The 21192-nt window shown below is 56.7% G+C and carries 18 protein-coding genes and 1 pseudogene; 17 read left to right on the top strand and 2 right to left on the bottom strand.

Translation table 11 applies throughout. The features are described 5' to 3' along the window. Positions 1-221: 221 nt before the first annotated feature. Genes livK through livF form a run of 5 tightly spaced genes read left to right on the top strand, consistent with a single transcriptional unit; the run spans position 222 to position 5063 of the window. On the top strand, positions 222-1331 hold the full coding sequence (gene livK / locus F9C28_RS12025; protein ID WP_199015608.1) for a high-affinity branched-chain amino acid ABC transporter substrate-binding protein LivK: 1110 nt from the start codon (positions 222-224) through the stop codon (positions 1329-1331). A gap of 49 nt (positions 1332-1380) precedes the next feature. Next, positions 1381-2307 (top strand): high-affinity branched-chain amino acid ABC transporter permease LivH, encoded by a 927-nt coding sequence (gene livH, locus F9C28_RS12020; protein ID WP_199015607.1) that lies wholly within the window; start codon positions 1381-1383, stop codon positions 2305-2307. After that, positions 2304-3584, top strand: a complete 1281-nt coding sequence (locus F9C28_RS12015; protein WP_199015606.1) for a high-affinity branched-chain amino acid ABC transporter permease LivM — start codon at positions 2304-2306, stop codon at positions 3582-3584. Before livH ends, F9C28_RS12015 begins: the two co-directional genes overlap by 4 nt. Next, positions 3581-4348 carry a high-affinity branched-chain amino acid ABC transporter ATP-binding protein LivG gene (gene livG, locus F9C28_RS12010; protein ID WP_199015604.1) on the top strand — a complete coding sequence of 256 codons (768 nt, stop codon included), beginning with the start codon at positions 3581-3583 and terminating at the stop codon, positions 4346-4348. The genes F9C28_RS12015 and livG overlap by 4 nt, the downstream gene beginning before the upstream one ends. Before the next feature lies 1 nt (position 4349). Beyond that, positions 4350-5063, top strand: coding sequence for a high-affinity branched-chain amino acid ABC transporter ATP-binding protein LivF (gene livF / locus F9C28_RS12005; RefSeq protein ID WP_199015602.1), 714 nt, complete (start codon positions 4350-4352; stop codon positions 5061-5063). 62 nt (positions 5064-5125) lie between these two features. Here livF and F9C28_RS12000 read toward each other — a convergent pair whose 3' ends face one another. Further along, positions 5126-5680 carry a hypothetical protein gene (locus F9C28_RS12000; RefSeq protein WP_199015601.1) on the bottom strand — a complete coding sequence of 185 codons (555 nt, stop codon included), beginning with the start codon at positions 5678-5680 and terminating at the stop codon, positions 5126-5128. Positions 5681-5934: 254 nt separating this feature from the next. On the opposite strand from F9C28_RS12000, the gene ugpB reads away from it, so the two are divergent. From ugpB to ugpQ, 5 genes and pseudogenes are all read left to right on the top strand, one after another. Beyond that, complete coding sequence (ugpB, locus tag F9C28_RS11995; protein ID WP_199015600.1) at positions 5935-7248, top strand: sn-glycerol-3-phosphate ABC transporter substrate-binding protein UgpB; 1314 nt, start codon at positions 5935-5937, stop codon at positions 7246-7248. A gap of 59 nt (positions 7249-7307) precedes the next feature. Then, positions 7308-8195: a sn-glycerol-3-phosphate ABC transporter permease UgpA gene (gene ugpA / locus F9C28_RS11990; protein WP_199015599.1), complete on the top strand. Its 888-nt coding sequence runs from the start codon at positions 7308-7310 to the stop codon at positions 8193-8195. Further along, a pseudogene (ugpE, locus tag F9C28_RS11985) lies at positions 8192-9036 on the top strand (sn-glycerol-3-phosphate ABC transporter permease UgpE). The gene ugpA and the pseudogene ugpE overlap by 4 nt, the downstream one beginning before the upstream one ends. A gap of 3 nt (positions 9037-9039) precedes the next feature. Continuing rightward, a complete protein-coding gene (locus F9C28_RS11980) occupies positions 9040-10110 on the top strand; it encodes a sn-glycerol-3-phosphate import ATP-binding protein UgpC (RefSeq protein WP_199015598.1) in 1071 nt (356 codons plus the stop codon). Continuing rightward, entirely contained in the window at positions 10107-10847 is a 741-nt protein-coding gene (gene ugpQ / locus F9C28_RS11975) for a glycerophosphodiester phosphodiesterase (protein WP_199015597.1), read from the top strand. Before F9C28_RS11980 ends, ugpQ begins: the two co-directional genes overlap by 4 nt. A gap of 45 nt (positions 10848-10892) precedes the next feature. Here the strand turns inward: ugpQ and F9C28_RS11970 are convergent, their stop codons facing one another. Next, positions 10893-11168, bottom strand: coding sequence for a DUF2756 domain-containing protein (locus F9C28_RS11970; protein ID WP_199015596.1), 276 nt, complete (start codon positions 11166-11168; stop codon positions 10893-10895). Between the two features lie 435 nt (positions 11169-11603). Here F9C28_RS11970 and F9C28_RS11965 point away from each other — a divergent pair, with 435 nt between their 5' ends. The 7 genes from F9C28_RS11965 (at position 11604) to glgX (ending at position 21183) form a co-directional block, all read left to right on the top strand. After that, the gene (locus F9C28_RS11965; protein WP_199015595.1) at positions 11604-12299 is read left to right on the top strand and encodes a pirin family protein; all 696 of its coding nucleotides are present in this window, start codon (positions 11604-11606) and stop codon (positions 12297-12299) included. 98 nt (positions 12300-12397) lie between these two features. Continuing rightward, positions 12398-13393 carry a gluconate operon transcriptional repressor GntR gene (gene gntR, locus F9C28_RS11960; protein WP_199015593.1) on the top strand — a complete coding sequence of 332 codons (996 nt, stop codon included), beginning with the start codon at positions 12398-12400 and terminating at the stop codon, positions 13391-13393. A 150-nt stretch (positions 13394-13543) separates the two neighbouring features. Then, a complete protein-coding gene (gene gntK / locus F9C28_RS11955) occupies positions 13544-14071 on the top strand; it encodes a gluconokinase (RefSeq protein WP_199015591.1) in 528 nt (175 codons plus the stop codon). Positions 14072-14073: 2 nt separating this feature from the next. Beyond that, on the top strand, positions 14074-15414 hold the full coding sequence (gene gntU / locus F9C28_RS11950) for a gluconate transporter (RefSeq protein WP_199015589.1): 1341 nt from the start codon (positions 14074-14076) through the stop codon (positions 15412-15414). 221 nt (positions 15415-15635) lie between these two features. Further along, positions 15636-16742 carry an aspartate-semialdehyde dehydrogenase gene (gene asd, locus F9C28_RS11945; RefSeq protein WP_199015587.1) on the top strand — a complete coding sequence of 369 codons (1107 nt, stop codon included), beginning with the start codon at positions 15636-15638 and terminating at the stop codon, positions 16740-16742. A gap of 272 nt (positions 16743-17014) precedes the next feature. Next, positions 17015-19204, top strand: coding sequence for a 1,4-alpha-glucan branching enzyme (gene glgB, locus F9C28_RS11940; RefSeq protein WP_199015585.1), 2190 nt, complete (start codon positions 17015-17017; stop codon positions 19202-19204). Next, the gene (glgX, locus tag F9C28_RS11935; RefSeq protein ID WP_199015583.1) at positions 19201-21183 is read left to right on the top strand and encodes a glycogen debranching protein GlgX; all 1983 of its coding nucleotides are present in this window, start codon (positions 19201-19203) and stop codon (positions 21181-21183) included. Before glgB ends, glgX begins: the two co-directional genes overlap by 4 nt. The last annotated feature ends 9 nt before the right edge of the window (positions 21184-21192 follow it).

Here is a 21192-nt window from a genome sequence, read left to right as displayed (position 1 = left end):
TGAATCTCGCACTTTTTTTTGTTTATCTGGAACGTTAATCAGAATAATATCTTTGGTTAATGGCCTGAAAAATAGAGGATTTAGCCGTCTTTAAAGATAAAAGTCGCGCTAACCCCTTATTCAGGTTACAAAATCTGCGGTTGATTACAAAAAGCACAGAATGCTTTTTAACCATAATAAGACCAAATATTTACAACATCACGAAACGGGGTTTACACAGGATGAACAACAATGCAAAGCGCCTGATTGCAGCGGGTATCGCGCTGGCTTTGTCTCATACCGCGATGGCAAAGGATATAAAGGTTGCGGTTGTCGGGGCCATGTCTGGCCCGGTCGCCCAGTGGGGCGATATGGAATTTAACGGCGCGCGCCAGGCCATCAAAGACATTAACGCCCACGGCGGGATCAAGGGCGACAAGTTAGTGGCCGTGGAATATGACGATGCCTGTGACCCGAAACAGGCGGTGGCGGTGGCCAACAAAGTGGTCAACGACGGGATCAAATACGTGATTGGCCACCTCTGCTCTTCTTCTACCCAGCCGGCGTCAGATATCTATGAAGACGAAGGCATTCTGATGATTACCCCCGGGGCGACTAACCCGGAACTGACCCAGCGCGGTTATCAGTACATCATGCGTACCGCCGGGCTGGATTCAGCTCAGGGGCCAACCGCCGCCAACTATATTCTGAAACAGGTTAAACCCCAGCGGATTGCCATTATTCATGACAAACAGCAATACGGTGAAGGGCTGGCGCGCTCGGTGCAGACTGCGCTGAAAGCCGGCGGGGCGAATGTGGTGTTCTTTGACGGGATAACCGCCGGGGAGAAAGACTTCTCCGCCCTGGTGGCCCGGCTGCAAAAAGAAAATATCGACTTTGTGTACTACGGGGGCTACTACCCGGAAATGGGCCAGATCCTGCGCCAGGCGCGGACCGTCGGGCTGAAAACCCAGTTTATGGGGCCGGAAGGCGTGGGCAATGCGTCGTTATCGAATATCGCCGGTAAAGCCGCCGAAGGGATGCTGGTCACCATGCCGAAACGCTATGACCAGCAGCTGGCTAACCAGCCGATTGTGGCGGCGCTGAAGGCAGAGAAAAAAGACCCCAGCGGGCCGTATGTCTGGATAACTTATGCGGCAGTGCAATCCCTGGCCACGGCCATGAACCGCACCGGCAGTGATGACCCGGCGACGCTTATCAAGGATCTGAAAGCCCAGGGTGCCGACACGGTGATCGGCCCGCTGAGCTGGGATGACAAAGGTGACCTCAAGGGATTCGAGTTCGGTGTATTCCAGTGGCACGCGGATGGCTCGTCCACCGTAGCGAAATAAAGGCGCCCGGCCTCTGCCTGCGGGCAGAGGCATGCACAAAGGTGATGTTATGTCCGAACAATTCCTCTATTTCATGCAGCAGATGTTTAATGGCGTGACGCTGGGCAGTACCTATGCGCTGATCGCTATCGGGTACACCATGGTGTACGGCATCATCGGCATGATCAACTTCGCCCACGGCGAAGTGTATATGATTGGTAGCTACGTCTCTTTTATGATCATTGCCGGGCTGATGATGCTCGGTATTGATGTGAGCTGGATGCTGATTGGCGCCGGGTTTATCGGGGCGATTATTATCGCCAGTGCCTATGGCTGGAGTATCGAGCGGGTGGCCTATAAGCCGGTGCGCAGCTCCAAACGCCTGATTGCGCTGATCTCTGCCATCGGGATGTCTATTTTCCTGCAAAACTATGTCAGCCTGACCCAGGGCTCCCGGGATATCGCCCTGCCAGGGCTCATTAATGGCCAGTGGATTGTGGGGTCCAGCAATGGCTTCTCCGCTTCGATTACGGCGATGCAGCTGGTTATCTGGGGTGTCACGGTGCTGGCGATGCTGGCGCTGACCTTATTTATTCGCTATTCGCGGATGGGCCGCGCCTGTCGCGCCTGTGCGGAAGATCTGAAAATGGCCAGCCTGCTGGGCATTAATACCGACCGGGTTATCTCCCTGACATTTGTTATCGGTGCGGCGATGGCGGCCGTGGCTGGTGTACTGCTCGGCCAGTTCTATGGTGTTATCAACCCCTACATCGGTTTTATGGCCGGGATGAAGGCCTTTACTGCTGCGGTACTGGGCGGGATCGGCAGCATCCCCGGGGCAATGATTGGTGGCCTGATCCTCGGGGTGGCAGAGGCGCTGACCTCCGCTTATTTGAGCACGGAGTATAAAGATGTGGTCTCTTTTGCGCTGTTGATCGTGGTGCTGCTGGTGATGCCGACCGGTATTCTGGGCCGTCCGGAGGTAGAAAAAGTATGAAACCAATGCATCTGTTGATGGCGCTGCTGTCTGCGGCGATATTTTTTGTGCTGGCGGCAGTCTTTATGGGCGTACAGCTGGGGCTGGATGGCACCCATCTGGTGGTGGGGAGCGCTGCGCCGGTGCGCTGGCAGTGGGTCTATCTTGGTACTGCCGTGGTGTTTCTGTTCCAGTTGCTGCGGCCACTGTGCCAGAAAGGTTTGAGTAAAGTCTCGGGGCCGGCGTTTATTTTGCCCGCCATTGATGGCAGTTCGGTAAAACAGAAGCTGTTCCTCGGGGCGCTGCTGGTTCTGGCGGTGGCGTGGCCGTTTATGGTCTCCCGCGGGACGGTGGATATTGCCACCCTGACCATGATCTACGTGATCCTCGGCCTCGGGCTGAATGTAGTGGTGGGGCTCTCCGGGTTACTGGTGCTGGGCTACGGGGGGTTCTATGCCATTGGCGCCTACACCTTTGCGTTGCTGAACCACTACTACGGCCTTGGTTTCTGGACGTGCCTGCCCCTGGCGGGGTTAACCGCGGCGGCGGCGGGGTTCCTGCTGGGCTTCCCGGTGCTGCGTCTGCGCGGTGACTATTTGGCCATCGTGACCCTGGGGTTTGGTGAGATAGTGCGTATTTTGCTGCTGAATAATACCGAGATCACCGGCGGGCCAAACGGCATTAGTCAGATCCCGAAGCCGACCTTGTTCGGGCTGGAGTTTAGCCGTACTCCCCGGGAAGGGGGCTGGGATACCTTTAGCAACTTCTTCAACCTGAAGTACGACCCCAGCGACCGGATTATCTTCTTATATCTGGTGGCGCTGCTGCTGGTGGTGCTGTCCCTGTTTGTGATTAACCGCCTGCTGCGTATGCCGCTGGGCCGGGCCTGGGAAGCGCTGCGCGAAGATGAGATTGCCTGCCGTTCACTGGGGTTGAGCCCGCGCCGCATTAAGTTGACTGCGTTTACCATCAGCTCTGCGTTTGCCGGTTTTGCCGGGGTGCTGTTTGCGGCCCGCCAGGGATTTGTCAGCCCGGAATCCTTCACCTTTGCCGAGTCCGCCTTTGTGCTGGCGATTGTGGTGCTGGGGGGGATGGGGTCGCAGTTTGCGGTGATTCTGGCGGCGGTGCTGCTGGTGGTCTCCCGCGAGCTGATGCGTGATCTGAATGAATACAGCATGTTGTTACTGGGTGCGCTGATGGTGCTGATGATGATTTGGCGCCCGCAGGGATTACTGCCGATGACCCGCGTGCAGATGACGCTGAAGAAAAACAATGCTGAAAAAGGAGAGCAGGCATGAGCCAGCCACTGTTATCGGTAACGGGTCTGATGATGCGTTTTGGCGGTCTGCTGGCGGTAAATAACGTTGCCCTTGAGCTGCACCAGAATGAGATTGTCTCCCTGATTGGCCCGAACGGGGCCGGTAAAACCACGGTGTTTAACTGCCTGACTGGCTTTTATAAACCCACCGGCGGCACGATTTTACTGCGCGACCGCCATCTGGAAGGGTTGCCTGGCCAGGAGATTGCCCGCCTGGGGGTGGTGCGGACCTTTCAACATGTCCGGCTATTCCGGGAGATGACGGTGATTGAGAACCTGCTGGTGGCGCAACATCAGCAGATGAAGACCGGGGTCTTTTCCGGGCTGCTGAAAACCGCGTCATTCCGCCAGGCCCAGAATGCCGCCCTGGATCGGGCGGCACTGTGGCTGGAGCGTATTGGCCTGCTGGGGCTGGCCAACCGCCAGGCCGGGAACCTCGCCTATGGCCAGCAGCGCCATCTGGAGATAGCCCGCTGTATGGTGACCCAGCCGGAGATCCTGATGCTGGATGAACCCGCCGCCGGGCTGAACCCCAATGAAACCCATGAGCTGGATAGGCTGATCGCCGAGCTGCGTGACCAGCACAACACCACGGTGTTGCTGATTGAGCATGATATGAAACTGGTAATGGGCATTTCGGATCGCATCTATGTGGTTAACCAGGGGGCGCCACTGGCCCAGGGTACCCCGGCGCAGGTGCGTGAAAACCCGGATGTCATCCGCGCATACCTTGGTGAGGCATAAAATGGAAAAAGTGATGTTGTCGTTTGACCAGGTCAGTGCCCATTACGGGAAGATTCAGGCACTCCACGAGGTGACCCTGCACATTAACCAGGGGGAAATTGTTACCCTGATTGGTGCCAACGGGGCGGGGAAGACCACCCTGCTGGGCACCCTGTGTGGTGATCCCCGGGCCAGCTACGGGCGGGTTGTGTTTGACGGTAAAGATATTACTGATTGGAACACTGCGCGCATTATGCGTGAAGCGGTGGCCATTGTGCCGGAAGGGCGGCGGGTATTTTCGCGGATGACGGTGGATGAAAACCTCGCCATGGGCGGTTTTTTTGCCAACAGCGAGCAATTCGCCAGCCGGATCAAACGGGTGTATGAATTGTTCCCGCGCCTGTATGAACGGCGGGTGCAGCGGGCAGGCACCATGTCTGGCGGTGAACAGCAGATGCTGGCCATTGGCCGGGCGCTGATGAGCCAGCCGCGGCTGTTGCTGCTGGACGAGCCCTCCCTGGGGCTGGCGCCGATTATTATCCAGCAAATCTTCGACACCATTGAGCAATTACGCCGCGAGGGGATGACCATCTTCCTGGTAGAGCAGAATGCGAACCAGGCCCTGAAGCTGGCGGACCGCGGCTATGTCCTGGAGAATGGCCGGGTGGTGCTGGAGGATACCGGGGACGCGCTGCTGGCTAACGAAGCGGTACGGAGTGCTTATCTCGGCGGATAATGGCTGCCGTGGTTGGATGCTTGCCCTGATAACAGGCCCCGGTTGGGGCCTGTTTTATATCGTCAGTGGGTACAGGGCTGGATCACTTGCTCCGCCTGGTGGGTGTTATCCGGCAGGATAAATCGCGCTGTCAGCGGCGGTTTACTGGTCACAGCCTGAGACACCACCACTGTTATCAGGTCGTCCTTACCGTGTAGCCACTGATGTAGGGCATGGCTGGTGGGGGTAATCGTCCAGGTAAAATCCTGCTCGTGCCAGGCCCCGGTAGTGGTCCAGGCGTGGCCGTGCTCCAGCGTATGCCCCTGGACTCGCACCCAGGGGGTATGTTCGCCGTCAGCGCCTGGCCCTTCGAAATCTTCAATCGGGAAGCCGGCCAGCAGGGCCCTTTCGACCCGCAGTGTCACCCGCGCCGGGAGGGCATCCGGGCGGCAGGAAAGCACCAGCCAGGCTTTGCCCCGCTGGCCGTGGAAATGCGCCTCCCCCGGCAGGCTGGCCGTTTTGAGCGGGTTATTCGGGTAAGGCATCGCAAGGGTCCACTGCGTCTTCTGAGTATCGGCCTTGCTGCCGACAATAAACAGAATAAGCGCCGCCGCAATAAACATCACAGGGTATTTCATGCCGATCCTCCATTGATAAGCACGGGTTATCACGTCAGATCTTATGCGGCATCTGGCGTAAACCAGGACTAAACCAATGCCGGGTAGCGCGCTGCTTTTGCCGCCCAGTCAGCCAACCGTTACTAGCAGGCTGTCGTATTTGTGTCATCTGGCGGTCACGCGACGGTTATTTTTCTGTCATTCGCGCATGTCATGGTAGCTCGCGACCATAAAACGCGTGTTATCGCGCACTAAAAATATGACGAGGGATACCCATGGCATTATTACGCGTTACCGTTTTGGGCATGGCGCTGGGCCTGGCTGGGGCCACGCCGGCTCTGGCGGTTACCAACATTCCGTTCTGGCACTCTATGGAAGGGGAATTGGGGAAAGAGGTGGACTCTCTGGCCGGGCGTTTTAACCAGACCCATCCTGATTACCAGATAGTCCCCATCTATAAAGGTAACTACGAGCAGAGCCTGGCCGCCGGGATTGCCGCCTTCCGTACCGGTAACGCACCGGCTATTTTGCAGGTGTACGAGGTGGGTACCGCTACCATGATGGCGTCAAAAGCCATTAAACCGGTCTACCAGGTGTTTGCCGATGCCGGTATCCCTTTTGATGAGTCCCAGTTTGTCCCCACGGTGGCCGGATACTATACCGATGCCAAAACGGGCCATTTGCTGTCCCAGCCGTTTAACAGCTCCACACCGGTGCTCTATTACAACAAAGCGGCGTTTAAAAAAGCCGGGCTGGATCCTGAGCAACCGCCTAAAACCTGGCAGGCGCTGGCCAGTTACAGCGCAAAGCTGAAAGCGGCCGGGATGACGTGCGGCTATGCCAGTGGCTGGCAGGGCTGGATCCAGCTGGAGAACTTCAGTGCCTGGAATGGCCTGCCGGTGGCCAGCAAAAATAATGGCTTTGACGGTACCGATACGGTGCTGGAATTTAACCAGCCGGCGCAGGTAAAACATATCGCGCTGCTCGAAGCGATGAATAAAAAAGGGGACTTCAGCTACTTTGGGCGTAAGGATGAGTCCACTGAGAAGTTCTACAATGGCGACTGCGCCATGACCACCGCCTCTTCCGGCTCCCTGGCGGATATCCGCCATTATGCCAAATTCCCGTATGGGGTGGGGATGATGCCTTATGATGCTGATCTTAAAGGCGCGCCGCAAAATGCCATGATTGGCGGGGCCAGCTTGTGGGTGATGCAGGGGAAAACCCTTGAGGTCTATAAAGGGGTGGCTGAGTTTTTGCAATTCCTCACCCAGCCCGATAACGCCGCCGAATGGCACCAGAAAACGGGCTACCTGCCCATCACCACGGCCGCTTATCAGTTAACCCGTAAGCAGGGCTTCTATGCGCAGAACCCCGGGGCGGATATTGCCACCCGCCAGATGCTCAACAAACCGCCGTTAGCGTTTACCCGGGGGCTGCGCCTCGGCAATATGCCGCAGATCCGTACCATTGTGGACGAGGAGCTGGAATCGGTCTGGAGCGGCAAGATAACGCCACAGCAGGCGCTGGATAACGCTGTTACCCGGGGTAATGTGCTGCTGCGTCGTTTTGAGCAAACCACCAGATAACCCACCTTTATGGCACCGGTACCCCAGGTACCGGTGTGGCTAACTGCTGAGTGTTAATTATGTCTGCCTCTCGTCCGGTTTTTTCTTCCCGCGGGTTACCCTGGCTGCTGCTGGCGCCCCAGTTGATCATTACGGTCATCTTTTTCATCTGGCCCGCCGGGGAAGCTCTGTGGTACTCCCTGCAACAAGTCGACCCTTTTGGGCTGTCCAGCCAGTTTGTTGGCATGGAAAACTTTGCCGCTCTGGCCCGGGACCCGTGGTACCTGGCTTCGTTTAATACCACCCTGATATTCAGCGGGCTGGTGACGTTTTTTGGGCTACTGATATCGCTATTTTTTGCGGCACTGACCGATTATGTGGTGCGCGGCAGCCGCCTGTACCAGACCCTGATGCTGCTGCCTTATGCGGTGGCCCCGGCCATTGCGGCGGTGTTGTGGATCTTTCTGTTTAACCCGGGCCGGGGGCTTATCACCCACTGGCTGGCGGGGATGGGCTACCAGTGGAACCACGCCCAGCACAGCGGCCAGGCGATGTTCCTGGTGGTGTTTGCCTCGGTATGGAAGCAGATCAGCTATAACTTTCTGTTTTTCTTTGCCGCGCTCCAGTCGATTCCTCGTTCGCTGGTGGAGGCGGCCGCCATCGACGGCGCCGGGCCGGTGCGGCGCTTCTTTGCCCTGTCTTTGCCGCTGATTGCGCCAGTGAGTTTCTTCCTGCTGGTGGTTAATGTGGTGTATGCCTTTTTCGACACCTTCCCGGTTATCGATGCGGCTACCGGTGGCGGGCCGGTACAGGCCACCACCACCCTGATTTATAAAATCTACCGGGAGGGTTTTGCCGGGCTGGATCTGTCTGCCTCTGCGGCCCAGTCCGTGGTGCTGATGGTGATTGTTATCGTCCTGACGGTGGTGCAGTTCCGCTATGTCGAACGTAAGGTGCGCTACCAATGATAGAGAACCGCCCTGGGCTGACCCTGTTCAGCCATGTGATGCTTATCCTCGGGATCGCGGTTATCTTGTTCCCGCTGTATGTGGCGTTTGTGGCCGCCACGCTGGACAGCGACGCGGTGTTCCGCACGCCGATGCCGCTGCTGCCGGGCCATTATCTGTGGCACAACCTGGGGACAATTTGGTCCCAGGGGGTGGCGGCGGCAGTGCGCCATTCTGGCTGCTGCTGGCCAACAGCGCCATTATGGCGCTGGTTATCACGGTGGGGAAAATCACCGTGTCGCTGCTCTCCGCTTTTGCCATTGTCTGGTTTCGCTTTCCGCTGCGTAACCTGTGTTTCTGGATGATTTTTATCACCCTGATGCTGCCGGTTGAGGTGCGAATCTTCCCGACGGTTGACGTGGTGGCTAACTTGCAGATGCTCGACTCCTACGCCGGGCTGACCCTGCCACTGATGGCCTCCGCCACGGCGACTTTTTTGTTCCGCCAGTGCTTTATGAGCATGCCCGATGAACTGCTTGAGGCCGCGCGGATTGACGGTGCTTCCCCGCTGCGCTTCCTGTGGGACATTGTGTTGCCGTTATCCCGTACCAATCTGGCGGCGCTGTTTGTTATCACCTTTATCTATGGCTGGAACCAGTACCTGTGGCCGCTGCTGATAATCAGCGACAGCGGGCTGGGTACGGCGGTGGCGGGGATCAAGGGCATGATAGCCCAGGGGGAGGGGAGCACTCAGTGGAACCTGGTGATGGCCGCCATGCTGCTGACCCTGTTGCCGCCGGTGGCGATTGTATTAGTGATGCAGCGCGCGTTTGTGCGCGGCCTGGTTGATAGTGAGAAATAACCCATGGCAGGACTGAAATTACAGGCAGTAACCAAATGCTGGGACGGGGGGCACCAGGTGATAGCCCCGCTGACCCTGGATGTGGCAGACGGCGAGTTTATTGTGATGGTCGGCCCCTCCGGGTGCGGAAAGTCGACGTTGTTGCGGATGGTGGCCGGGCTGGAGCGGGTCACCAGTGGTGATATCTGGATCGATCGCCAGCGGGTGACTGAGCTGGAACCCAAGGCCCGGGGCATTGCGATGGTGTTCCAGAATTATGCGCTATACCCCCACATGAGCGTGGCGGAGAATATGGCCTGGGGCCTGAAAATTCGCGGTATGGGCAAGGCGCATATTGAGCAGAAAGTGGCGGACGCTGCCCGTATTCTGGCGCTGGAGAACGTGCTGACCCGCCACCCGCGCGAACTGTCTGGGGGCCAGCGCCAGCGGGTCGCGATGGGCCGGGCGATTGTCCGCGATCCGGCGGTGTTCCTGTTTGATGAGCCGCTGTCTAACCTGGATGCCAAGCTGCGGGTGCAGATGCGCCTTGAGCTACAGCGCCTGCACCAGCGGCTCAACACCACCAGTTTGTACGTTACCCATGATCAGGTCGAGGCGATGACCCTGGCCCAGCGGGTGATGGTGATGAATAATGGTATTGCCGAGCAGGTCGGTACCCCGGTAGAGGTGTATGAACGCCCGGCCAGCCGTTTTGTGGCGAGTTTTATGGGCAGCCCGGCGATGAATCTGCTGGAGGGGGCTATCAGCGCGGATGGCCAGCGTTTTGTGCTGGACGGCGGGCTGTCTTTCCCGCTGGCGCGTTATCCCACCGGCCAGGCCGGACGGCGTGTCACCCTGGGTATCCGCCCGGAACATATTGCGCTAAGCTCATCAGCCGCAGGGGGGATCCCGCTGCAAACCGATATGCTGGAAATCCTCGGTGCGGATAACCTGGTCCACGGCCTGTGGGGCGGGCAGAAGGTCGTGGTGCGCCTGGCGCACCAGTCACGCCCTGCGCCAGGGACGACCCTGTGGTTGACGCTACCGGGGGAGCATGTGCACTTTTTTGATGGAGAAACCGGACGCCGCTTATGAATAACTGGCCTTATCCGAAGATTGTCGCCCACCGCGGCGGCGGTAAACTGGCCCCGGAAAATACCCTTGCGGCCATTGATGTCGGTGCGCGCTACGGCCACACCATGATTGAATTTGACGCCAAACTCTCCCGGGACGGGGAGATTTTCTTACTCCACGACGATACCCTCGAGCGCACCAGCAATGGCTGGGGCGTGGCGGGGGATCTGCTGTGGGGTGAGCTGGTCCACGCTGATGCCGGGAGCTGGTTTTCCGGGGAGTTTGCCGGTGAGCCATTACCGTTGCTCAGCCAGGTGGCGGCGCGTTGCCGTCAGCATGGTCTGATGGCCAATATTGAAATTAAGCCCACCACGGGGGTGGATGTCCCCACCGGAACGGCAGTGGCGCTGGCGGCCCACACCCTGTGGGCGGGAATGACGCCGCCGCTGTTGTCGTCTTTCTCCCCGGCATCACTGGCGGCTGCGCAACAGGCGGTGCCGGGGTTACCCCGAGGGCTGCTGATGGATGAATGGCGCAGCGACTGGCGGGAGCTGACCCGGGAACTGGGTTGTGTTTCGCTCCATCTGAATCACCGGTTACTGGATGCGGCGCGGGTCGCCCAGATCAAAGAGGCCGGGCTGCGTATCCTGGTCTATACGGTGAATAAGCCGGAGCGGGCGGCGCAGTTACTGGGCTGGGGGGTTGACTGCATTTGTACTGACAGGATCGATCTTATCGGCCCGGATTTTGGCGCCTGAGGGGATAACACCGGGGCCAGGTGATGATGGCCCCGACGATGGAGGTTAGTAGCCGGTGCTGCGGCCCGGTTGCAGGCTCTGGGTGCGCTGGCGGTTTTGTTCAATCTGTTGCTGTAACTGCTGGCGCTGCTGCTGGGTTTGCCACTGCTGTTGTTGCTGAAGCTGGCTTTTCTGCTGGCTTTGCTGGATTCGCATCTCCTCAGACATACGCTGCTGGCTGGGGTTCTGGTAATTCGGTTGGTTAGGGTTAGTGCTCTGGCTAAAGGGGTTAGCCAGGGCTGTCAGCGGCAGCATTAGCACCAGCCAGGACAATCTTTTCATTTGCGCTCCTCCTGCTTTCAGGGCGATACCTTTAGTTTATCGCGTTTTGGCGTGAACGGTTGTGGCGTTATCGGGGAAATCCCGCCCCCGGTGATATATCACTTTCTTTAAATGAATATTCTCTACTGTGATGTGGATTCAGTTTTTTTCAAAATTAAGCTGGACAGATGCAAATGATAATGATTATTATTGTCATGCACTCAGGAGGAACCCTCGCGGATCACCTGAAGGCACGACATTGCTCACATTGCTTCCAGTATTTTTTAGCCAGCATTTTTGCTGGCTTTTTTTTGCTTCTTTTTTGCTGGCCCTGACAAATCGTTCACATTTTTTGAACGGAGTAGTCAATTTTCACCCTCTATGATTACTTACTGAAGACGTCCACACTAGATACATCAACGCAAGACGTATCCATGAGATTCGAGGGGATTCACCATGATCTATGTTCGTAAAGCTGACCAACGTGGCCACGCCAATCATGGCTGGCTGGATAGCTGGCACACTTTCTCTTTCGCCGATTATTACGATCCAAACTTTATGGGATTCTCCGCGCTGCGGGTGATTAACGATGACGTTATCGATCCGGGCATGGGCTTTGGTACCCACCCCCATAAGGACATGGAGATCCTGACCTATGTTCTGGAAGGCGCGGTGGAGCACCAGGACAGCATGGGCAATAAGGAACAAGTGCCGGCGGGTGAGTTCCAGATAATGAGCGCCGGTACCGGGGTGCGCCATTCCGAATATAACCCCAGCGCCACGTCGCGCCTGCATCTGTACCAGATCTGGATAATTCCTCAGGAAACCGGTATTACACCGCGCTATGAACAGCGCCGCTTTGATGCCCCCCAGGGCCGCCAGCTGGTGCTGTCGCCCGATGCCCGGGACGGCTCACTGAAAGTCCATCAGGATATGGAGCTGTACCGCTGGGCGCTGGCGAAAGAGGAACAGTCGGTGTACCAGTTGTCTGCCGAGCGCCGGGTATGGATCCAGGTGGTCAAGGGCGAGGCGAAAATTAACGGTAGCCACGTCACCACCGGCGATGGGGTTGCAGTATGGGATGAACCGGCGATTTCGGTACATGCCGACAGCGCCAGTGAGATTTTACTCTTCGATTTGCCCCCGGTGTGATCTGCATTCAATGAACCCGGCAACCTCTTCTGTAACAGGAGGAGGTTGCTGGTTGTCCGTGTTACACTGAGCTGATTATTCTATGAAGCTCCAGGACAATGAAAAAAAGACGACCAGTTCTCCAGGACGTAGCGGATCGCGTCGGAGTAACAAAAATGACCGTAAGCCGTTTTTTGCGCAACCCGGAGCAGGTATCCGCTGCATTACGGGTAAAGATCGCTGCGGCGCTGGACGAGTTAGGCTACATCCCTAACCGCGCTCCGGATATCCTTTCCAATGCTACTAGCCGCGCGATTGGCGTGCTATTGCCTTCATTAACCAACCAGGTCTTTGCGGAAGTATTACGCGGTATCGAAAGCGTTACCGATGCCTTCGGCTACCAGACCATGCTGGCCCACTATGGCTACAAATCCGAGATGGGAGAAGAACGGCTAGAGTCCATGTTGTCGTGGAACATTGATGGCCTGATCCTCACGGAGCGCACCCATACCCCCCGGGCCCTGAAAATGATCGAAGTCTCCGGTATTCCGGTGATGGAGCTGATGGACAGTGTCAGCCCTTGCCTGGATATTGCGGTGGGCTTTGATAACTTTGAAGCGGCACGCCAGATGACCGCGGCGATGCTCCAGCGTGGCCACCGCCATGTAGCTTATCTTGGCGCCCGCCTTGATGAGCGTACTATCATGAAGCAAAAAGGGTACGAGCAGGCGATGCGCGACATGGGCCTGGTGCCTTACAGCGTGATGGCTGAGCAGTCCTCTTCTTATTCTTCCGGTATTGATCTGTTCCGCCAGGCCCGGCGTGAATACCCTCAACTTGATGGCATCTTTTGTACTAACGATGACCTGGCAGTGGGGGCGGCGTTTGAATGCCAGCGGGTCGGGTTGCGTATTCCCGATGATATGGCGATTGCCGGTTTCCACGGTCACGATATCGGCCAGGTGATGGAACCGCGGCTGGCCAGTGTGCTCACCCCGCGCGAAAGAATGGGGCGTATTGGCGCAGAGCGTTTGCTGGCGCGGATTCGGGGCGAAATTGTCACGCCGAAGATGCTCGACCTCGGGTTTACATTATCCCCCGGCGGCTCGATTTAACCCTCTTTTTTTTGACGTACTTCACATTTATACACTTTGTACGGTAATGGTTATTGCCTGTTACCTATGCAAACGGGACAATGTTACCGATAACAGTTACCCGTAACATCGTACCATTCCGTTACTATATTGTGCTACCAGGAGTTAGCTATGAGCACGACCAACCAAGATCACTATATTTTTGTCCTGATGGGCGTTTCTGGTAGCGGTAAATCTGCTGTCGCAAGCCAGGTTGCCCACGAACTTCAGGGTGCATTTTTGGATGGTGACTTCCTGCATCCGCGCTGCAACATTGTCAAAATGGCTTCCGGAGAGCCGCTGAACGATAGCGATCGTCAGCCGTGGCTGAAAGCACTGAATGATGCTGCCTTTGCAATGCAGCGTACTAATAAAGTATCGCTGATCGTTTGCTCTGCGCTGAAAAAAAGTTACCGCGATATCTTACGGGAAGGGAATCCGAATCTGCGCTTTGTTTACCTGAAAGGGGACTTCGATCTGATCGAAAGCCGCCTGAAGGCACGCAAAGGGCATTTCTTTAAGACCCAGATGCTGGTCACCCAATTCGAGACTCTGGAAGAGCCAACGGCCGATGAACGCGATGTGCTGGTAGTGGATATTAACCAGCCCCTGGACGGCGTGATCGCCGACACCGTCGCCCAAATCAATAAGGCTTGTTAATTGTGAGCACATTGACGCTAGTCCTGACAGCAGTCGGTTCTGTACTGCTGTTGTTGTTCCTGGTGATGAAGGCCCGTATGCATGCCTTCCTTGCCCTGATGGTGGTATCGATTGGCGCCGGGTTATTCTCCGGTATGCCGCTGATGAAAATCACCCAAACCATGGAAAAAGGCATGGGGGGAACCCTGGGCTTTCTGGCCGTGGTGGTCGCCCTCGGGGCGATGTTTGGTAAAATCCTCCATGAAGCCGGTGCTGTTGACCAGATTGCAGTAAAAATGCTGAAGGCATTTGGTCAGAGCCGCGCCAGCTATGCTATCGGTATTGCCGGGCTGATTTGTGCGTTGCCGCTGTTTTTTGAAGTGGCCATCGTACTGCTGATCAGCGTGGCTTTCTCTATGGCGCGCCATACCAATCAGAACCTGACCAAGCTGGTGATTCCGCTGTTTGCCGGTGTTGCGGCGGCGGCGGCGTTCCTGGTGCCTGGTCCGGCGCCGATGCTGCTGGCATCCCAGATGCACGCTGATTTTGGCTGGATGATCCTGATTGGCCTGAGTGCCGCTATTCCGGGGATGATCATTGCGGGCCCGCTGTTCGGTAACTTCATCGGGCGTTTTGTAAAACTGGAAGTGCCTGATGACATTACCGAACCGCACCTTGGCGAAGGTAAACTGCCGTCTTTCGGTTTCAGCATGGCGTTGATTCTGCTGCCGCTGGTACTGGTTGGCCTGAAGACCATTGCTGCGCGCTTTGTGCCGGAAAGTTCTGAGCTGTATCAGTGGTTCGAATTTATCGGCCATCCGTTTACCGCGATTCTGGTTGCTTGCCTGGTGGCGGTCTATGGCCTGGCGATGCGCCAGGGGATGTCCAAAGAACGCGTAATGGAAATCTGCGGCCACGCTTTACAGCCTGCGGGTATCATCCTGCTGGTTATCGGTGCCGGTGGTGTGTTCAAACAGATTCTGGTTGACTCTGGTGTTGGCCCGGCGCTGGGTGAAGCACTGACCGGGATGGGCCTGCCAATTGCGCTGACCTGTTTCATCCTGGCGGCCGGGGTGCGTATTATCCAGGGGTCCGCCACTGTGGCTTGCCTGACGGCTGTTGGTCTGGTGATGCCGGTGGTTGAACAACTGCACTACTCTGGCGCCCAGATGGCAGCCCTGTCTATCTGTATCGCTGGCGGCTCCATTGTGGTGAGCCACGTAAACGATGCGGGCTTCTGGCTGTTCGGTAAATTTACCGGGGCTACCGAAGCACAGACCCTGAAAAGCTGGACCATGATGGAAACCATCCTTGGGACAGTCGGGGCGATTGTCGGGATGATCTATTTCACCATCCTGTCGTAATCGTAATACTGTGAAAAAAGGCCGCTGATGCGGCCTTTTTTGTCCGTCCGGTACGGCGCAACCGCATGGCCATTTGGTGAGATAAGGCAATTTTCTAATGACCTTACCATCATCGATTAATTTCACTTGCGACTTTGGCTGCATTTTGTAAGGTGGAAGGATGTCCCGGTTAACCGTCGGCATACTCAACGCACCACACACCTCTGCAGGAAATACTCGTTATGAAAAATGTTGGTTTTATCGGCTGGCGCGGGATGGTCGGCTCAGTTCTTATGCAGCGCATGGTGGAAGAACGCGATTTTGACGCGATCCACCCGGTCTTTTTCTCCACCTCCCAGTTAGGTCAGGCAGCGCCAGCGTTTGGCGGCCATACCGGCGGGACACTCCAGGATGCTTATGACCTGGACGCGCTCAAAGCACTGGACATTATCGTCACCTGCCAGGGGGGCGACTACACCAACGAGATTTACCCGAAGCTGCGTGAAAGCGGCTGGCAGGGCTACTGGATTGATGCGGCCTCTTCACTGCGGATGAACGATGACGCGATTATCATTCTTGACCCGGTAAACCAGCACGTGATTGACCAGGGGCTGAATAACGGCATCAAAACCTTTGTCGGCGGTAACTGCACAGTCAGCCTGATGCTGATGTCACTGGGCGGGCTGTTTGCGGAAGGGCTGGTGGACTGGGTATCGGTGGCGACCTATCAGGCGGCCTCCGGTGGTGGTGCCCGCCATATGCGTGAGTTGCTAAGCCAGATGGGGATGCTTCACCACCTGGTGGCGGAAGAGCTGGCGGACCCCGCCTCGGCGATTCTTGATATCGAGCGTAAAGTGACCCAGCTGACCCGCAGCGGTGACCTGCCAATGGACAATTTTGGCGTGCCGCTGGCCGGGAGCCTGATTCCGTGGATCGACAAACAACTGGATAACGGCCAGAGCCGCGAAGAGTGGAAAGGCCAGGCGGAAACCAATAAAATTCTTAATGCTTCACCGGTTATCCCGGTGGATGGTTTGTGTGTCCGGGTGGGCGCGCTGCGCTGCCATAGCCAGGCATTCACCATTAAACTGAACAAAGACGTATCGGTCGCGACCATTGAATCACTGTTGGCTGGTCATAATGACTGGGTTAAAGTTGTGGATAATGATCGCGAAATTACGATGCGCGAACTGACCCCGGCAGCAGTTACTGGTACACTCTGCACCCCTGTTGGGCGGTTGCGTAAACTGAACATGGGGCCCCAGTATCTGTCCGCGTTTACCGTCGGCGATCAATTACTGTGGGGCGCGGCAGAACCACTGCGCCGCATGCTGCGTCAGCTGGCATAATCACGCTGACAACTGAGGATTAGGGAGGGGTGCCCAGGCACCCCTTTATTTAGCGCGTATGACAAGGAGTAACGCAGATGTCTGGAATAAACCCGGGAGCTATATAACGTTTGGCTATGTTTGAGATGAGGTTGCAGGCGCATACCCATCTGAAAGATGTTTGAGTCGCAGAGGAACACATATCCGACTCATGACAGGTCAATAAAAAATGTCAGTCTGGTCAAAGAAATAAACACCAGGCAGGCTGGCAGTTACATTACAGGATGATCAACATGTCTGTTCGTATAGAAAAAGACGTGATTAATGCGCTATTTGCGGGACATTTTGCCGACCCTTTTGCTGTACTGGGGATGCACAAAACCGAAGACGGACTGGAAGTCCGGGCACTACTTCCTGACGCCACTGATGTGTGGGTCATTGAACCTAAGACTGGCCGTAAGGTTGGTAAACTTGACTGCATGGATTCCCGTGGCTTTTTTGCCGGGGTACTACCGCGTCGTAAAAACCCTTTTCGCTATCAGCTGGCGGTTGCCTGGCATGATCAGCAAAATCTGATAGATGACCCTTACCGTTTCGGACCGCTGGTGGAAGAACTGGACACCTGGCTATTGTCTGAAGGGACTCATCTCCGTCCTTATGAAACCTTAGGCGCCCACGCCACAACGGTGGATGGGGTCTCTGGTACCCGCTTTGCACTCTGGGCGCCGAACGCCCGACGCGTGTCGGTGGTGGGCGAATTTAACTTCTGGGATGGCCGTCGCCATCCGATGCGTCTGCGCAAAGAAAGCGGCATTTGGGAGCTATTTATTCCCGGGGCGCGCAATGGCCAGCTGTATAAATTCGAGCTGGTCGATATCGACGGTAATCTGAGAATCAAAGCCGATCCTTACGCTTTTGAAGCGCAAATGCGCCCGGATACCGCCTCCCTGATTTGCGGGCTGCCGGAGAAGACCACCCTGAGCCAGCAGCGCCAGCAGGCGAACCGCATGGATGCCCCGATTTCGATTTATGAGGTGCACCTTGGCTCCTGGCGTCGCCATAGCGAAAATAACTTCTGGTTAAGCTACCGTGAGCTGGCGGATCAGCTGATCCCCTATGTGAAGGGGATGGGGTTCACCCATATTGAATTGCTGCCGATTAACGAACATCCGTTTGACGGCAGCTGGGGTTACCAGCCCCAGGGGCTTTATGCGCCCACCCGCCGTTTCGGGACCCGTGATGACTTCCGCTATTTTGTGGATGCCGCCCATAACGCGGGCCTGAATGTGATCCTCGACTGGGTACCGGGCCATTTCCCGTCTGACGACGCGGGCCTGGCCAATTTTGACGGTACGGCGCTCTATGAGCACGGGGACCCCCGTGAAGGGTTCCACCAGGACTGGAATACCCTGATTTACAACTATGGCCGCCGTGAGGTGAGCAACTATCTGGTGGGCAACGCCCTGTACTGGATGGAGCGCTTTGGTATCGATGCCCTGCGGGTCGATGCGGTGGCGTCGATGATTTATCGCGATTACAGCCGTAAAGACGGTGAGTGGATCCCTAACGAGTTTGGCGGGCGCGAAAACCTTGAGGCGATCGCGTTTCTGCGCGACACCAATCGGGTTATCGGAGAGCAGATCCCCGGTGCGGTCACCATGGCGGAAGAGTCCACGGACTTTGCCGGTGTTTCACGTCCGGCGGATATGGGCGGGCTGGGGTTCTGGTACAAGTGGAACCTGGGCTGGATGCACGACACCCTGGACTTTATGAAGCTGGATCCTGTCTATCGCCAGTACCATACCGATAAACTCACCTTCGGTATGCTGTACAACTACACCGAAAACTTTGTCCTGCCGTTATCCCACGACGAAGTGGTCCACGGTAAGAAGTCGATTCTGGATCGTATGCCCGGCGACGCCTGGCAGAAGTTTGCTAACCTGCGCGCCTACTACGCCTGGATGTGGGCCTTCCCGGGCAAAAAACTGCTGTTTATGGGCAATGAGTTTGCGCAGGGCCGGGAGTGGAACTTTGAGTCCAGCCTTGACTGGCACCTGCTGGAAGGCAGCGATAACTGGCACCACGGGGTGCAGCGCCTGGTCCGCGATCTGAACCATACTTACCGCAAGCACGCGGCGATGTACGAGCTGGATTTCGACCCTTATGGCTTCGAATGGCTGGTGGTGGAAGATAAAGCCAACTCGGTGTTTGTGTTTGTACGGCGGGATAAAGCCGGTAATGAGATAATCGTTGCCAGTAACTTTACGCCGGTACCGCGCCATAACTATCGCTTTGGTATTAACCAGCCGGGCCGCTGGCGTGAAGTGCTCAACAGTGACTCTCTCCACTACCACGGCAGCAACGCCGGGAATGGCGGCACCGTCACCAGCGAGGCGCTCCCCAGCCACGGACGTGAACATTCACTAAGCCTGACGCTTCCGCCGTTATCTACCATCTGGCTGATGCGGGAGGGGGATGAATGACACAACTGTTGCCAGGTAATCCGGCCCCGTTAGGGGCAAGTTTTGACGGGAAAGGGGTGAATTTCACGCTGTTCTCGGCCCATGCGCAACTGGTTGAACTGGTCGCTTTTGATGACCACGGTCAGGAGCAGCATTTTATCTTACCCGGGAAAACGGGTGATATCTGGCACGGTTATCTCCCCGGTGCGAAGCCGGGGCTACGCTACGGCTATCGGGTTCATGGCCCCTGGGACCCGGCCTGCGGCCAGCGCTTTAATGCGGCGAAGCTGCTGATCGACCCGTGTGCCAGAGCTATTGATGGGAATGCCTGTGATGATCCGCGGCTGCAGGGCGGCCGGGATACGCCAGACCCCCAGGATAGCCGGGATGCGGTACCCAAGAGTATTGTGGTCCATGACCGCTATGACTGGGAAGATGATCAGCACCCGCGTACGCCGTGGGGTGACACCATTATTTATGAAGCTCATGTTCGCGGGCTGACCAAATTACACCCCGGGATCCCCCAGGCGCTGCGCGGTACCTATGCCGCCCTGGGGCACCCGGTGATGATCGATTATTTTACCCGCCTGGGGATAACCGCCCTGGAGCTGATGCCGGTCAACCGCTTTGCCAGCGAGCCGCGCTTACAGCGTATGGGGCTGACGAACTACTGGGGATATAACCCGCTGGCGCTGTATGCGGTAGAGCCGCGCTATGCCGTTAATCAGAATGTGCTGGGGGCGGCCAATGAATTCCGCGACGCGGTAAAAGCCTTACATGCGGCGGGCATTGAGGTCATCCTCGATATCGTGCTGAACCATACAGCAGAAACCGATCTGGATGGGCCGACCTTCTCACTGCGCGGTATTGATAACCGCAGCTATTATTGGTTACAGGACGACGGTAACTACCAGAACTGGACCGGCTGCGGCAACACCCTTAATTTAAATCACCCGGAAGTGGTCAATTTTGCGATCGACTGCCTGAAATATTGGGTCGAAACCTGTCATGTTGATGGCTTCCGTTTTGATTTGGCCTCCGTGATGGGGCGTACGCCGGATTTTCGTCAGGACGCGCCGCTGTTTGAGGCGATCCGCAACGATCCGGTGCTTTCCAGGGTGAAGCTGATTGCTGAACCCTGGGATATTGGCCCCGGCGGCTACCAGGTAGGGAATTTCCCGCCACCTTTTGCCGAGTGGAATGACCATTTTCGCGATGCTGCCCGGCGTTTTTGGCTGCAGCAGTCGCTCTGCGTCGGTGAGTTTGCCTGTCGGTTTGCGGGCTCCAGCGATCTGTTCCGGCGCGGCGAACGCCGCCCGTCGGCCAGTATTAATATCGTGACCGCCCATGATGGTTTCACCCTGCGGGATTGTGTCTCGTTTAACAGCAAACACAATGAAGCCAACGGCGAAGAGAACCACGACGGGACTAACAGTAACTACAGTAATAACCACGGGGTGGAAGGGGATTCAACCCTCCTCCACGTCCGGGAACGACGCCGGGAAAGCGCCCACGCACTGCTCACTACACTGCTGCTTTCCCAGGGAACGCCGATGCTGCTGGCCGGGGATGAACATGCCCACACCCAGCACGGCAATAATAACGCCTATTGCCAGGACAACGCGCTCACGTGGCTGAACTGGGAGCAGGCCTATACCGGATTAACCGCGTTTACGGCGGCATTGATCCAGATACGTAAAAAAATACCCGCGTTGATCCAGGATAGCTGGTGGAACGATAACGACGGCAATGTGCGCTGGCTGAATCAACATGGTCAGCCTATGGGGCCGGCGGACTGGCAGGATCAAACGCGACGTTTACAAATTCAGCTCAGCGAGTGCTGGCTGATTACCATTAACGCAACTGAAGAGGTGGGTGACATTGTCTTACCCACAGGGGAATGGCGTGCCGTTCCACCGTTTGCCGGGGAGGAGAACCCGGTTATCACGGCAGTATGGCACGGCCCCGCGCACGGAGTGTGCGTTTTCCACAGGTCATGAATAAAGGAG

Origin of the sequence: Shimwellia pseudoproteus (genome assembly GCF_016415625.1) — a bacterium.
In the GTDB taxonomy this organism is placed as follows: Bacteria; Pseudomonadota; Gammaproteobacteria; order Enterobacterales; family Enterobacteriaceae; genus Shimwellia; species Shimwellia pseudoproteus.
This window is presented reverse-complemented; position numbering and strand designations above follow the sequence as displayed.